This window comes from Williamsia sp. Y712 (assembly GCF_059445525.1).
Genome location: NZ_JCAIUN010000001.1, coordinates 2074722 through 2087156 on the forward strand (window position 1 = coordinate 2074722; position 12435 = coordinate 2087156).

Sequence of the window (12435 nt, forward strand, 5' to 3'; positions counted from 1 at the left end):
CGGCCCGAAACAGACTCTCTAGTTCGTCTGGGTTCGAAGGGGTGTGGTCATCATCGATGTGAGCATGTCGATGATCTCGTCCGGTTCGGATTCCGACTGATCGCCGAGTTCGGTTCGACGCTCGAAGTCGGCGATCAGCGCGAACATCGCAGTGGCCACCGCGGCGACCCGGCGATGACGGGTAACGGTGTCGCCAACGAGTGACTTGTTGAGCTGGTCAAGAACTTTGGGCCACTCGGTGTACCCGGTGGGTATGGATTCATCGGGCCACGACGGGCGGGTCACCTCGAGGAACCGGGCATAGTGGGTGCCCTTCATCTCCAGGATCGGCAGCACCAGCACGCCGATGAGGTCGCGAACCGTGGGCTGCTTACCTTGTGCGGCAAAGATTTCCAGCATCCGTGCGCGTTCGCGCTCCATGGGGCCCAGGCGCCTGGCGACGATCGCTGCGATCAGGCCCTGGCGGTTACCGTAGTGATATTGCACAGCCGAGTTGTTGCGGTGACCGGCGGTGACCGCGATGTCGCGCAGGGGAACTTCGTATCCGCGGGTTGCGATCAGCCTTTCCGCTGTATCGAGCAACTCGCGCTTCCCTCGGTCCGGACCGGTGTCTGTCATCGATAAAGAGCCTATAGCCCAGGGACGTTGAACAGGTTGTGGACCGGACAGGTGAAACTGGTGATCCATACCGACGCTCGGAGACACCCCGCGTAGTTCGGCGACCGTAATACAGACGCTCCCGTTAAGCGTACGTGCTTAAATGGTCGTATGGCGGAGTCACGAGGGGACACGAACACGTCGGGTTTCGGCGGGAAGGTCGTTGTTGTCACCGGCGCCTCATCGGGACTCGGAGCGGCAGTGGCTCGAATCCTGGCCGAGCGCGGGGCCAGGGTGTTCGGGCTCGCGCGTGACGAACAACGTTTGTCGGAAGTGTTCACCGCGGTGACGGACGGCCGATTCCGCATTACCGATATCGCCGACCCGGACGCCTGCCGCGATGCAGTGGACGGCTGCATCGACGCGTTCGGCCGGATCGATGCGCTGGTGAATGTGGCCGGCGCACACACCATGCGACACACGCCCTCGGTGACCGACGAAGAGTGGCAGCAGGACCTCGCGATCAACCTGAGCGGGCCCTTCTACCTTTGTCGCGCGGCGCTGCCGCATCTCCTCGAGTCCGGAGGCAACATCGTCAACGTCGCCTCGACGGCGGGGACCCAGGGCCAGGCCTATTCGGCCGGCTACTGTGCAGCCAAGCACGGATTGGTGGGGCTGACCAGGGCTCTTGCAGTGGAGTTTGCGCACACTGCGGTTCGGGTCAACGCGGTATGCCCAGGGGGCATGCTCACCCCGCAGGTCAGCGATTTTGTCGTACCCGACGGGGCAGACTTCGAACTGATAATGCGGACCGCGTCACCGCGGGGTATGTCGGAGCCTGCAGAGGTGGCCAAGTTGATCGCATTCCTCGCCAGTGATGAAGCCAGCGCAGTCCACGGCGCCGTCTACGCCGCCGACAAGGGCCGCTCGGCCGATTGAATCGGTATTCGGCCCCTCAGCGATTCCAGGGATTGACCGATCCCTCGGGCACCAGCCCGTCGAACAATGCGCGCATCTCGTCGGAGAGCTTCATGAGTTCGACATACGAACCGATCGGCCCTCCGTCGATGTACGCGAATTCCATTCCTATGCCGGATATTTGGCCGTCCTGAAGAATGGCCACTCCGTTGCTGCGTAACTGCGCCAGAGTGGCATCGAAGTCGTCCGGAATCCAGGCGACGTGATGCAGCCCGGGGCCGTGGGCTGCGAGTGCTTCGGAATACAGATTCGTCCCCGTCACGGGCTGGATCAACTCGAGTTGCTGGCCGCCGGCGTATGCGAGTGATACATGGATCGTGTAGTCCGCCGGTACGCCGCGGTAGCTGCATGCGTCCGGTGTGAATATGACATCCGGTATGCGCAGCCAGGATTCGACTCCGTAACGGTTGGTGAACTCCTCTTCGGCGGCAGCGATGTCATCGACCACCCACGCGACCTGGAAGATAGGTCCGCCGACAATCGGCATCTCAGTTGCCCACGATGAACGTGATCCAGAGCGTGGCGAGAAGAACACACAGTGCGGTGAGAAGACCGCCGACGATGATCCCGGCCCAGGCCTGCCCTTCGCCGGTTTCACACGGACGCTCTTTGATCTGATTGAGGCCGATGATCCCGAGGATGACACCGACCGGTGCGACCAGGACGCCGGCGAAGCAGAAGAACATCGCAGGTATCGCGACGATCGAGCAGATCAATGCGCCGGTGGCCATCGAATTGGTTCGTTTCGGGGCCATCAGATAGGGGTTGGGGTAATACATGGCCGGATATGGACTCGGCGGGTACGCGACGGGGTAATGCGGATAGGCCGGGTCGAGGCCTGCCAGGGGACCGGCCCCGGCTTCGTACGGCTGCCAATATTCCGCACCGACCGACGGCAGGGTCGGCGCCGTCGGATACGTGGGGTACGGGCTCAGCGGCGCTGTGTCGTGGGTCGCGTTGCTGTTCGGGCCGTTGCTATCTTGGCTGTTGACGTCTTTGGTCAGGTCGAACTGGTCGCGATCGGCAAAGTCCTTGTTGTCGGTCATGGTTCGCCTCTCATGGAAGAGTTGATTCCACCTTAGGGGAGACGAAGTGGTCGACCGTATGACTTGTAGCACGTTCGAGCAATGGTGCGATTGGTGACCGGATGCTCCCGGGGCCGAGTCCGAATACAAAGATGCCCGGCCGCTGATGCGGCCGGGCAATTTTGTGTTGTACAGACGGTCAGTGACCGCCGCCCATCGATGTCAGAGCGGTGATGGCATCGGTGGAGAGCTTCCACGTGCCGTCGACGTTGACGAAGGCCAACGGCATCGCCACCGGCTCGGGTGTGTGCGGGCTGTCAACCTCGACGGTCGCGGTGGCTGCGGCGTCGCCGTCAGCGGTCACGTCCGTCACGGTGAACTTGTCGGGGGTGTATCCGGCGGCCGAGAAACCCTTGGCGAGTCCGGCGAGCTGTCCGGCGACGGCCGGATCGTCCGAGTCGACCAGATCGGTGTACGTCGCGGGGTCGGTGTCGGGGGATAGGACCCCGACGATGATCTCCTGCGCGGCGCCGACCTCGAGCGCGGTATCGGCCGCTGCGTCGGGGCTGGTTGCGCTACCCGAAGCCGCGGCGGAGGTCTCGGCGGCCGAGGTGGTGGTTGTCGATGAGTCGGAATCGCTGTCATCGCTGCAGGCGGCGACACCGAAGACGGCCAAGCCGATCAGGGCCGCGCCTGCCACGCTCTTACGAATGTTCATATTTTCTCCTCGGAGACCAAGTTGTTAGCCAACACTAACCTAAGTTATTTGCCTGATCCAGAGTCGGGCCGGGGCCGCCGCCAGTGCCAGGCGAGTCCCCCTAGAACTGGGACTTACCGATCTGGCCTGGGCTTTCTACGCTTTGATGACGTCGGGCGGCTTGTGCCATGACTTGAACAGACCAGACGAAAAGAGTCGCCCAATGACTGTCGACAGTTCCATTGCGCCGCCTACTGCAACTCGGGTTCCGGTCTTGTCTCCCCGTGAGGTCGAAGTCCTGTTGGCCTGGTTTGCCTTCGATTCCAAAGGGCAGGCCGCGGCGAAGTTGTACATTTCGCAGGCGACCGTCAATACCCACATCACCAGGATCCGATCCAAATACGCTCTCGTGGGTAGGCCGGCGCGGACCAAATCGCAGCTTCTGGCCCGCGCGATCCAGGACGGCTTCACCTCTCTCGACGACTGGTGACCGGTCGCGACCAGGGATGATTTGTATCCGACCTGGTCTTTCACCTATGCTTGACCGGTTGCCCGCGGCACTTTTGTGTCCGCACGTCGAGCAGCGAACCCCCTGTGGTGAATAACTGCAGGCAGGCGCGCCACCGATGGCAACGGACCGCGTGTGTCGGGACGGAAATCCGCCACACATATTTACCAGCCAGGTCAAGGAGAAAAAGTGATCCAGCAGGAGTCACGCCTGCGGGTCGCCGACAACACGGGTGCCAAGGAAATCTTGTGCATCCGCGTACTCGGAGGCTCGTCACGGCGCTACGCCGGCATTGGTGACGTCATCGTCGCCACTGTCAAAGACGCCATCCCCGGCGGAAACATCAAGCGGGGTGAAGTTGTCCGGGCCGTTATCGTGCGCACCACCAAGGAGCGCCGTCGTCCCGATGGCTCGTACATCAAGTTCGATGAGAACGCTGCCGTCATCATCAAGAACGAGAGCGATCCCCGTGGAACCCGCATCTTCGGCCCGGTCGGCCGCGAGCTGCGTGAGAAGAAGTTCATGAAGATCGTCTCGCTGGCTCCGGAGGTGCTCTGATATGAAGGTTCACAAGGGCGATACCGTGATCGTCGTTGCAGGCAAGGACAAGGGCGCAAAGGGCAAGGTCATCGAGTCCTACCCGCAGCGCAACCGGATCCTGGTCGAAGGCGTCAACCGGATCAAGAAGCACACCTCCGCCTCGCAGAACGAGCGTGGCGCATCCTCGGGCGGCATTGTCACCCAGGAAGCCGCCATCCACGTCTCGAACGTGATGGTCGTTGACTCTGACGGCAACCCCACGCGCATCGGTTACCGCACCGACGACAACGGCAAGCGCGTGCGCATTTCCCGCAAGAACGGGAAGGACATCTGACATGAGCACCACTGAGAAGATCCAGCCTCGGCTGAAGCTCCGCTACCGCGCGGAGATCAAAGACGCTCTGAACGAGCAGTTCGACTACGACAACGTCATGCAGATCCCCGGCGTCGTCAAGGTTGTCGTGAACATGGGTGTCGGCGACGCCGCCCGTGACGCGAAGCTGATCAACGGTGCGGTCAAAGACCTCGCCCTGATCACCGGCCAGAAGCCCGAGATCCGCAAGGCTCGCAAGTCGATCGCACAGTTCAAGCTGCGTGAAGGCATGCCCATCGGCGCGCGAGTCACCCTTCGTGGCGACCGCATGTGGGAGTTCCTCGACCGCCTCGTCTCGATCGCACTGCCGCGTATCAGGGACTTCCGTGGCCTGAGCGATCGCCAGTTCGACGGCAACGGCAACTACACCTTCGGTCTCAACGAGCAGTCGATGTTCCACGAGATCAACATCGACAACATCGACCGGCCCCGCGGCATGGACATCACCATCGTCACCACCGCGACCAACGATGACGAAGGTCGGGCACTGCTGCGTCAGCTCGGCTTCCCGTTCAAAGACTCAAACGCGAAGGACAACTGACATGGCAAAGAAGGCGCTGGTCAATAAGGCCAACAAGAAGCCCAAGTTCGCCGTGCGTGGCTACACCCGCTGCAACCGTTGCGGACGCCCGCACTCGGTCTTCCGCAAGTTCGGCCTGTGCCGTATCTGCTTGCGCGAGATGGCACACGCGGGCGAGCTGCCCGGTGTGCAGAAGAGCAGCTGGTGATCTTTTAGCCCTCGGCTAAACGCTCCACTTCTACAAAGACGCTCCACCTATAGGTGGAGCGTCTTTGTGTTTGTGGAGCGTTTAGCGTTTCAGGGTCTGTTCTTGCGTCGTCGCGCCTGACGTCGCTGGGCCCGGCTGGGGGCAGTGGGTGGTGTGATCACCCGCGGCGGGCGCGGGCCGCCGCCGACATCGGGCAGCATGCCCCTGATCTGCTGGTGGTCCGGTTGCAGGGCGTAACCCTCATCCCATGGGAATGTTCCGTGGTCGTCAGACCAAACAACTTGCAGTGCAGGCGAATTCGGGAACAGCTCGTTGGTGATGATCAGATCTTGCTTGTCGATCAGTTCGATCAGCCGGACCGGTACGTCCAGTGACTGCAGTGAGATCCCGCTCGACTGTTCAAAGCCACCCGTTTCAGTCAAAATCACCTGTTGCAACGTGTGATTTTGACTGAAACGGGTGGATTTGTGAGGGGGTCGCCTTATCGACCGAGGAGACCGCCGAGTCCGCCGGCGACGCCGGATTGACTGCCGCCACCGGTGCCGCCGATGAGACCACCCGGCGGGAGCTCGGAGGGCTGGACGACCACAAAACCCTGGCCGCTGAAGGCGAGGGTGAAGCGTTCGCCGGTGCTGCGACCCATCAGGGTTCCGAGGTTGAACGAATCGTTGCGCTTGATGCTGGTCTGCAGGCTCGACGACCACGCGACCGCGGCATTCGGATCGGCAAACGTCTGCTGATCGACGGTCAGCACCACTGGGTTTCCGTCGGTGGTGATCGCGATCCGGCCGCGGCCGGTGAACACGCAGTTGAACAGTCCGGCATTGCTCTGAGAGGCCGCGCCCTGGACCCGCTTGACGTCGTAGGTCAGGGTCGAGTCGAAGGCCAGCACGTTGGCGCCGTTGATGGTCAGACCGTCGGAACCGTCGAGGTCGATGAGGTGGACGTCGGCGGCCGCGTCCGCCAGGAACAGGTCGCCCTGGCCGGTGACCTTCATCAGCGGCACGCCTTCTCCGCTCAGGGTGTTCCGGATGGCGCGGCCGATGCCGCCGGAGCCCTGGGCCTCGAATGTGAGATTGCCCTGGTAGGCGACCATCGATCCGGAGCGGGCCATGATCTCGCCGTTCATTCCGACGCGACACATCTTGCTGCCCTGCTTCTGGATGCCGCTGCCGGACACCTCGGCGTGGGCCGGTGCGAAAAGGTCACTGTTCATGGCGGGAACTCCCTGGTGCTGTGCTGGGGGTGGGGTCTGTGAGTACGTCTGGGCGGCGGGCCGGGCCGGTGGTGGCGGTGGTGCGGCCTGGCCTGCCGGGGGCCACGGCAAGGGGTCCGGAGTTGTGGGTGCCTGCGCGGGATCGTCGTCGACCTGGATGCCGAAAGCTGTTGCCAGACCGGCCAACCCGTCGTCGTAACCCTGTCCGACGGCACGGACCTTCCAGGCGTCGCCGCGCCGGTAGACCTCCATGCAGACAACCCCGGACTCCGAGGTCAGTCGCGCCGGTGTGAACGACACGGTCGGACGGCCTGAGCCGTCGCGCAACTCGGCGCGCAGCGTGCCTGCCGTTGCGAAGGTGGTCGGACCGGAGCCGTCGAGGCTGGCGGTGATCGCGATCGTCTCGATGTCTCCGGGGACTTTGGTCGTGTCGATCGTGACGATGTCGCTGCGGGCGTCGCTGCTGTAGACGACACCTGGACCGAAGGATTGGTTGTAGAAGATCAGATCGTCGTCCGAGCGGACCCGGCCGTTCGACGCGAGCAACACCGCCGACGTGTTCACCGGGGATGCGCAGGTGACGGAGACGCTGATCAGCTGCGAGGGCAGTGGAGTATTTTCTCCTGGAGCAAGTTCTCTCATGGCCCCGCCCATTGTTCCAGGCCGGGCTGGTTCGGGGTGGGAACCGGCAGCTGGTACGGCGCAATTTGGCCTGAGCAGCTGTGTTCCTTACACTGGGACAGTTGCCTCGGCAGAGCCGTGCCTTCGGTCGGTTTGAAATGCCCAGGTAGCTGAGAATTTTCTTGGCCTTTGAGCTTTGAAAACTCCTGAGTGCACCTGTGCATTCGGGGGAGCACCACCCCTGACCGGCAACGGTCGGTCAGGACAGAACTCACTTCGTTGTAGGCCCACGATGTGACGTAGAAGGCCCGAAGAATGCCTCGGCATTCGAGGGAACCGGTGCGCGCATGCTGCATGGGAACCGCTGCGAGAAAGGTTGACGGTCTGTTATGACCATGACTGATCCGATCGCAGACTTCTTGACGCGTCTGCGTAACGCCAATTCGGCGTATCACGATGAGGTGACCCTGCCCGCGTCGAAGATCAAGGCGAATATCGCCGAGATCCTCAAGCGCGAGGGTTACATCACCGACTACCGCACAGAAGATGCTGAAGTCGGCAAGAGCCTCGTCGTCTCGCTCAAGTACGGCCCCACCCGTGAGCGGAGCATCGCCGGCCTGCGCCGCGTCTCCAAGCCGGGCCTGCGGGTCTACGCAAAGTCCACAAATCTGCCAAAGGTGCTCGGTGGCCTCGGCGTGGCGATCATCTCCACGTCCTCGGGTCTGCTGACCGATCGCCAAGCCGCCAGCGCGGGCGTGGGCGGCGAAGTCCTCGCGTACGTCTGGTAAGGGGCACATACTATGTCGCGTATTGGAAAGAACCCGGTCGCCATTCCGGCCGGAGTAGACGTGAAGATCGACGGCCAGACCGTCAACGTCAAGGGCCCCAAGGGGCAGTTGTCGGTGACGATTTCGGAGCCGATCGCTGTCGCCGTTGAGGAGGGGACCGTTGTTGTCACCCGTCCCAACGACGAGCGCCGCAACCGTGCACTGCACGGCCTGAGCCGCACCTTGGTGGCCAACCTGGTCACCGGTGTCACCGAGGGATATGTCCGCAAGATGGAGATCTTCGGTGTTGGTTACCGTGTGGCACTGAAGGGCAGCGACCTCGAGTTCGCGCTCGGATACAGCCACCCGGTGCCGATCAAGGCGCCTGCAGGCATCACTTTCACGGTGGAATCGCCCACCAAATTCTCGGTTTCGGGAATCGACAAGCAACAAGTCGGACAGATCTCGGCGAATATCCGCCGCCTGCGCCGTCCGGACCCGTACAAGGGCAAGGGCGTTCGCTTCGAGGGTGAGCAGATCCGTCGCAAGGTCGGAAAGACGGGTAAGTGACATGAGTGAAGCAACAGTGACTAAAACTGCGGGAAAGCCAAAGCGCACTCCCCTCGGCAAGGACGCGTCGACCCGTCGTCGCGTCTCCAACGCACGCCGTCACTTCCGGCTGCGTAAGAAGATCAGCGGCACCCCCGAGCGTCCTCGCCTGGTGGTCAAGCGGAGCTCGCGTCACATCCACGTGCAGCTCATCGACGATCTCGCCGGTAACACCGTGGCCGCAGCCTCGACCATCGAGGCCGATGTCCGCGCGACCGGTGGCGACAAGTCGGCACAGAGCAAGAAGGTCGGCGAACTGATCGCCGCCCGCGCCAAGGCTGCCGGTGTGCAGGCCGTGGTGTTCGACCATGGTGGCCACGGCTACCACGGCCGTATCGCCGCATTGGCGGACGCCGCCCGCGAGGGAGGGCTCGAGTTCTGATGTCGACCACAACGATTTGCAATGGAAGGACCATCTGATGCCGGGACGTCAGCGGCGTGATGGCGGTACCGGAAGCGGACCCGCCGGAAGCAACAGCAATGACCCGAACGCAGCCAACGCAGGCGGCGACCGCCGCGGCGGTGGTGGCGGTAACCGCGATCGGCGCGACAACCAGCGCGGTGGCGGTCGGGAAGACAAGAATCAGCTAGAGCGTGTGGTTGCCATCAACCGCGTCTCGAAGGTGGTCAAGGGTGGACGTCGGTTCTCCTTCACCGCTCTCGTGGTCGTCGGTGACGGCAACGGACTGGTCGGTGTCGGCTACGGCAAGGCCAAAGAGGTTCCGGCCGCGATCCAGAAGGGTGTCGAGGAGGCTCGTAAGAGCTTCTTCCGCGTCCCGATGATCGGCGCGACCATCACTCACCCCGTGCAGGGCGAAGCCGCTGCCGGTGTTGTGATGCTGCGTCCGGCCAGCCCCGGTACCGGTGTGATCGCCGGTGGCGCGGTGCGTGCCGTGCTCGAGTGCGCGGGTGTCCACGACATCCTCGGCAAGAGCCTCGGCTCGGACAACGCCATCAACGTGGTCCACGCGACTGTTGCAGCACTCAAGATGCTGCAGCGCCCCGAAGAGGTTGCCGCACGTCGTGGGCTGCCGATCGAGGATGTCGCTCCGGCCGGTATGTTGCGCGCCCGTGCAGGACAGGGAGCTTGATATGGCCGAGTTGAAGATCACCCAGGTGAAAAGCACCATCGGGCAGAAGAGCAATCAGCGTGACAGCCTGCGGACCCTCGGACTCCGAAAAATCCGCCAGACCGTCACCCGCGAGGACAACGCCCAGAACCGCGGCTTGATCAAAGCGGTCCGGCACCTCGTGACCGTCGAAGAGGTTTAGTCACAATGACAATCAAATTGCATCATCTTCGCCCCGCCCCGGGGTCGAAGACAGAAAAGACCCGCGTGGGTCGTGGTGAAGGTTCCAAGGGTAAGACCGCGGGTCGCGGCACCAAGGGCACCAAGGCACGCAAGAACGTGCCTGCCGGCTTCGAGGGTGGGCAGATGCCCATCCACATGCGGCTGCCGAAGCTCAAGGGCTTCAAGAACCGCAATCGGGTCGAGTACCAGGTTGTCAATCTCGAAGACATCGCCCGGTTGTTCCCGGAAGGGGGCACCATCGGTGTCGAAGAGTTGGTCGCCAAGGGCGCGGTTCGTAAGAACGAACTGGTGAAGGTGCTCGGAGAGGGCGAATTGTCGGTGGCCGTGCAGGTCAGCGCCAACAAGTTCTCGTCGTCGGCCAGCGAGAAGATCGCTGCTGCCGGCGGTACGACGACTGTCCTGTAAGGCAGCCGCAGTCCATCGACCACCCGGACTCGCTACAGTGGCGGACGGCGCGGACATCATTGCCGCGCCGTTCGTCACTTCAGTGGTCACCGCTCGGTCCCCCGAACCGGTGACTGTTAGAGTTCAAGAGTTGTTCGTAGCCCGGTGCAACGCTGCTGCCGGAGCGACTTTGCCCAGGAGGAGTTAGTGCGTTCCGCCGTCATATCGGCCTTCAGGACACCCGACCTGAGGCGGAAGATTCTCTTCGTTCTGGGAATCATCATCCTTTATCGTCTCGGTGCGACCATTCCGTCGCCCGGTGTCGACTATCAAGAGATCCAGACATGTCTTGATGTCGTCTCCCGAGGAGATTCCGCCGGAATCTACTCCCTGATCAACATGTTCTCCGGTGGAGCTCTGCTCCAGCTGTCCGTGTTCGCGATCGGCATCATGCCGTACATCACCGCGAGCATCATCGTGCAGCTGTTGACCGTGGTCATCCCGCGCTTCGAGCAGTTGCGCAAGGAAGGCCAATCCGGTCAGGCCAAGATGACGCAGTACACCCGCTACCTCACGGTTGCGCTGGCGCTGCTCCAATCGACAGGCATCGTCGCCCTGGCGGCCAGGGGCAATCTGCTGCCCGACTGCCCGAACAGCGATCAGATCCTGAATGACCAGTCGATCTTCGGACTTCTCATCATCGTGCTGGTCATGACGGCCGGCGCCTGTGTGGTGATGTGGTTCGGTGAGCTGATCACCGAACGCGGCATCGGCAACGGTATGTCGCTGATGATCTTCGCCGGTATCGCCGCACGTATCCCGTCCGAGGGCAAGACCATCCTCGACACCCGCGGTGGCCTGGTGTTCTTCCTGGTGATCCTGGCTGCGCTGGCGATCGTTGCCGGTGTCGTCTTCATCGAGCAGGGCCAGCGCCGGATCCCGGTGCAGTACGCCAAGCGCATGGTCGGACGGAAGATGTACGGCGGTTCGTCGACGTACCTGCCGTTGAAGGTCAACCAGGCCGGCGTCATCCCCGTGATCTTCGCGTCGTCGTTGCTGTACCTGCCCAACCTGATCCTGCAGCTGACGCAGAGCCAGACCGCAGAGCCTTCGTGGTGGCAGCGCGCGATCCAGACATACCTGGTGGACCCGAGTAATCCGGTCTACATCCTCGTCTACTTCTTGATGATCATCTTCTTCACGTACTTCTATGTGGCTGTCACGTTCAACCCGCAGGAACGTGCCGATGAGATGAAGAAGTACGGCGGCTTCATTCCGGGCATCCGTCCGGGTCAGCCGACGGCCGATTACCTCGGTTACGTGCTGAGCCGGATCACCCTGCCCGGATCGATTTACCTGGGCATCATCGCCGTCCTGCCGAACCTCTTCCTGGAAATCGGTAATTCAGGTGGCGTCCAGAACATTCCGTTTGGCGGTACCGCGGTGCTGATTATGGTCGGCGTCGGCTTGGACACGGTCAAACAGATCAATTCGCAGCTCATGCAGCGCAAGTATGAAGGGTTCCTCAAGTGAGACTGGTGTTTCTCGGCCCACCCGGAGCCGGCAAGGGTACACAGGCCGAACTGCTCTCGGAGAGCATTGGTATCCCGCACATCTCGACCGGCGATCTGTTCCGGGCGAACATTTCGCAGGGGACCCCGATCGGTCTCGAGGCCAAGAAGTATCTCGATGCCGGCAACCTCGTGCCGTCGCAGATCACCGTCGACATGGTGCGCGCACGCGTTGCCGAGCCGGATGCGGCGAAGGGCTTCATTCTCGACGGGTTCCCGCGTTCGACCGAGCAGGCCGACGCGCTGACCGAGATCCTCGCGGATCTCGACACCAAGCTCGATGCCGTGCTGTCGTTCAGCGTGGACGAGGACGTCGTTGTCAAGCGGATGCTGGCCCGTGGCCGCGCCGATGACACCGAAGAGGTCATCCGCAACCGCATGCACGTCTACGAAAAAGAGACGTCACCGCTGCGTGAGTACTACGGCGATGCGGTGAAGTCGATCGACGCGATGGGCGACGTCAACGAAGTGCATCAGCGAGTGCTGCGCGCGCTCAGCGCCTGAGCGC

Annotated in this window: 20 protein-coding genes; 14 read left to right on the top strand and 6 right to left on the bottom strand. The window is 62.5% G+C overall.

The annotated features are described in order from the left end of the window. Positions 1-18: 18 nt before the first annotated feature. Positions 19-618 (bottom strand): TetR/AcrR family transcriptional regulator, encoded by a 600-nt coding sequence (locus tag AC1D75_RS09340; RefSeq protein WP_495514975.1) that lies wholly within the window; start codon positions 616-618, stop codon positions 19-21. Between the two features lie 150 nt (positions 619-768). Here AC1D75_RS09340 and AC1D75_RS09345 point away from each other — a divergent pair, with 150 nt between their 5' ends. After that, entirely contained in the window at positions 769-1536 is a 768-nt protein-coding gene (locus AC1D75_RS09345; protein WP_495514976.1) for an SDR family NAD(P)-dependent oxidoreductase, read from the top strand. A gap of 16 nt (positions 1537-1552) precedes the next feature. On the opposite strand, the gene AC1D75_RS09350 is transcribed toward AC1D75_RS09345, so the two are convergent. The 3 genes from AC1D75_RS09350 to AC1D75_RS09360 form a co-directional block, all read right to left on the bottom strand. After that, a complete protein-coding gene (locus tag AC1D75_RS09350; RefSeq protein WP_482135411.1) occupies positions 1553-2062 on the bottom strand; it encodes a VOC family protein in 510 nt (169 codons plus the stop codon). Position 2063: 1 nt separating this feature from the next. Next, a complete protein-coding gene (locus tag AC1D75_RS09355; protein ID WP_495514977.1) occupies positions 2064-2621 on the bottom strand; it encodes a DUF4190 domain-containing protein in 558 nt (185 codons plus the stop codon). A gap of 178 nt (positions 2622-2799) precedes the next feature. Then, positions 2800-3318, bottom strand: coding sequence for an MTB12 C-terminal domain-containing protein (locus AC1D75_RS09360; protein WP_495514978.1), 519 nt, complete (start codon positions 3316-3318; stop codon positions 2800-2802). Between the two features lie 202 nt (positions 3319-3520). On the opposite strand from AC1D75_RS09360, the gene AC1D75_RS09365 reads away from it, so the two are divergent. From AC1D75_RS09365 to AC1D75_RS09385, 5 genes are all read left to right on the top strand, one after another. After that, positions 3521-3787 carry a response regulator transcription factor gene (locus AC1D75_RS09365; RefSeq protein ID WP_495514979.1) on the top strand — a complete coding sequence of 89 codons (267 nt, stop codon included), beginning with the start codon at positions 3521-3523 and terminating at the stop codon, positions 3785-3787. Between the two features lie 207 nt (positions 3788-3994). Then, on the top strand, positions 3995-4363 hold the full coding sequence (rplN, locus tag AC1D75_RS09370; protein ID WP_495514980.1) for a 50S ribosomal protein L14: 369 nt from the start codon (positions 3995-3997) through the stop codon (positions 4361-4363). Position 4364: 1 nt separating this feature from the next. Beyond that, positions 4365-4679 carry a 50S ribosomal protein L24 gene (rplX, locus tag AC1D75_RS09375; RefSeq protein WP_020109915.1) on the top strand — a complete coding sequence of 105 codons (315 nt, stop codon included), beginning with the start codon at positions 4365-4367 and terminating at the stop codon, positions 4677-4679. Position 4680: 1 nt separating this feature from the next. Further along, positions 4681-5259 (top strand): 50S ribosomal protein L5, encoded by a 579-nt coding sequence (gene rplE / locus AC1D75_RS09380; protein ID WP_495514981.1) that lies wholly within the window; start codon positions 4681-4683, stop codon positions 5257-5259. Between the two features lies 1 nt (position 5260). Next, complete coding sequence (locus tag AC1D75_RS09385) at positions 5261-5446, top strand: type Z 30S ribosomal protein S14 (RefSeq protein WP_023955966.1); 186 nt, start codon at positions 5261-5263, stop codon at positions 5444-5446. Positions 5447-5535: 89 nt separating this feature from the next. Here the strand turns inward: AC1D75_RS09385 and AC1D75_RS09390 are convergent, their stop codons facing one another. Then, a complete protein-coding gene (locus tag AC1D75_RS09390) occupies positions 5536-5874 on the bottom strand; it encodes a DUF4262 domain-containing protein (RefSeq protein WP_495514982.1) in 339 nt (112 codons plus the stop codon). A 53-nt stretch (positions 5875-5927) separates the two neighbouring features. Further along, complete coding sequence (locus AC1D75_RS09395; protein WP_495514983.1) at positions 5928-7304, bottom strand: AIM24 family protein; 1377 nt, start codon at positions 7302-7304, stop codon at positions 5928-5930. A gap of 368 nt (positions 7305-7672) precedes the next feature. Between AC1D75_RS09395 and rpsH the strand changes: the two genes are divergently transcribed. The 8 genes from rpsH to AC1D75_RS09435 all read left to right on the top strand — a co-directional run bounded on the left by rpsH (position 7673) and on the right by AC1D75_RS09435 (position 12431). Then, a complete protein-coding gene (gene rpsH / locus AC1D75_RS09400) occupies positions 7673-8071 on the top strand; it encodes a 30S ribosomal protein S8 (RefSeq protein ID WP_084835419.1) in 399 nt (132 codons plus the stop codon). A gap of 12 nt (positions 8072-8083) precedes the next feature. Beyond that, positions 8084-8620, top strand: a complete 537-nt coding sequence (gene rplF / locus AC1D75_RS09405; protein WP_495514984.1) for a 50S ribosomal protein L6 — start codon at positions 8084-8086, stop codon at positions 8618-8620. 1 nt (position 8621) lies between these two features. Beyond that, positions 8622-9041, top strand: a complete 420-nt coding sequence (gene rplR / locus AC1D75_RS09410) for a 50S ribosomal protein L18 (RefSeq protein ID WP_495514985.1) — start codon at positions 8622-8624, stop codon at positions 9039-9041. Positions 9042-9078: 37 nt separating this feature from the next. After that, positions 9079-9750, top strand: coding sequence for a 30S ribosomal protein S5 (gene rpsE, locus AC1D75_RS09415; RefSeq protein WP_482135400.1), 672 nt, complete (start codon positions 9079-9081; stop codon positions 9748-9750). 1 nt (position 9751) lies between these two features. Continuing rightward, positions 9752-9931: a 50S ribosomal protein L30 gene (rpmD, locus tag AC1D75_RS09420; protein ID WP_084835423.1), complete on the top strand. Its 180-nt coding sequence runs from the start codon at positions 9752-9754 to the stop codon at positions 9929-9931. A 5-nt stretch (positions 9932-9936) separates the two neighbouring features. After that, positions 9937-10377 (top strand): 50S ribosomal protein L15, encoded by a 441-nt coding sequence (rplO, locus tag AC1D75_RS09425; RefSeq protein WP_495514986.1) that lies wholly within the window; start codon positions 9937-9939, stop codon positions 10375-10377. A gap of 186 nt (positions 10378-10563) precedes the next feature. Further along, positions 10564-11889, top strand: a complete 1326-nt coding sequence (gene secY / locus AC1D75_RS09430) for a preprotein translocase subunit SecY (RefSeq protein ID WP_495514987.1) — start codon at positions 10564-10566, stop codon at positions 11887-11889. Then, a complete protein-coding gene (locus tag AC1D75_RS09435) occupies positions 11886-12431 on the top strand; it encodes an adenylate kinase (RefSeq protein ID WP_495514988.1) in 546 nt (181 codons plus the stop codon). The genes secY and AC1D75_RS09435 overlap by 4 nt, the downstream gene beginning before the upstream one ends. The last annotated feature ends 4 nt before the right edge of the window (positions 12432-12435 follow it).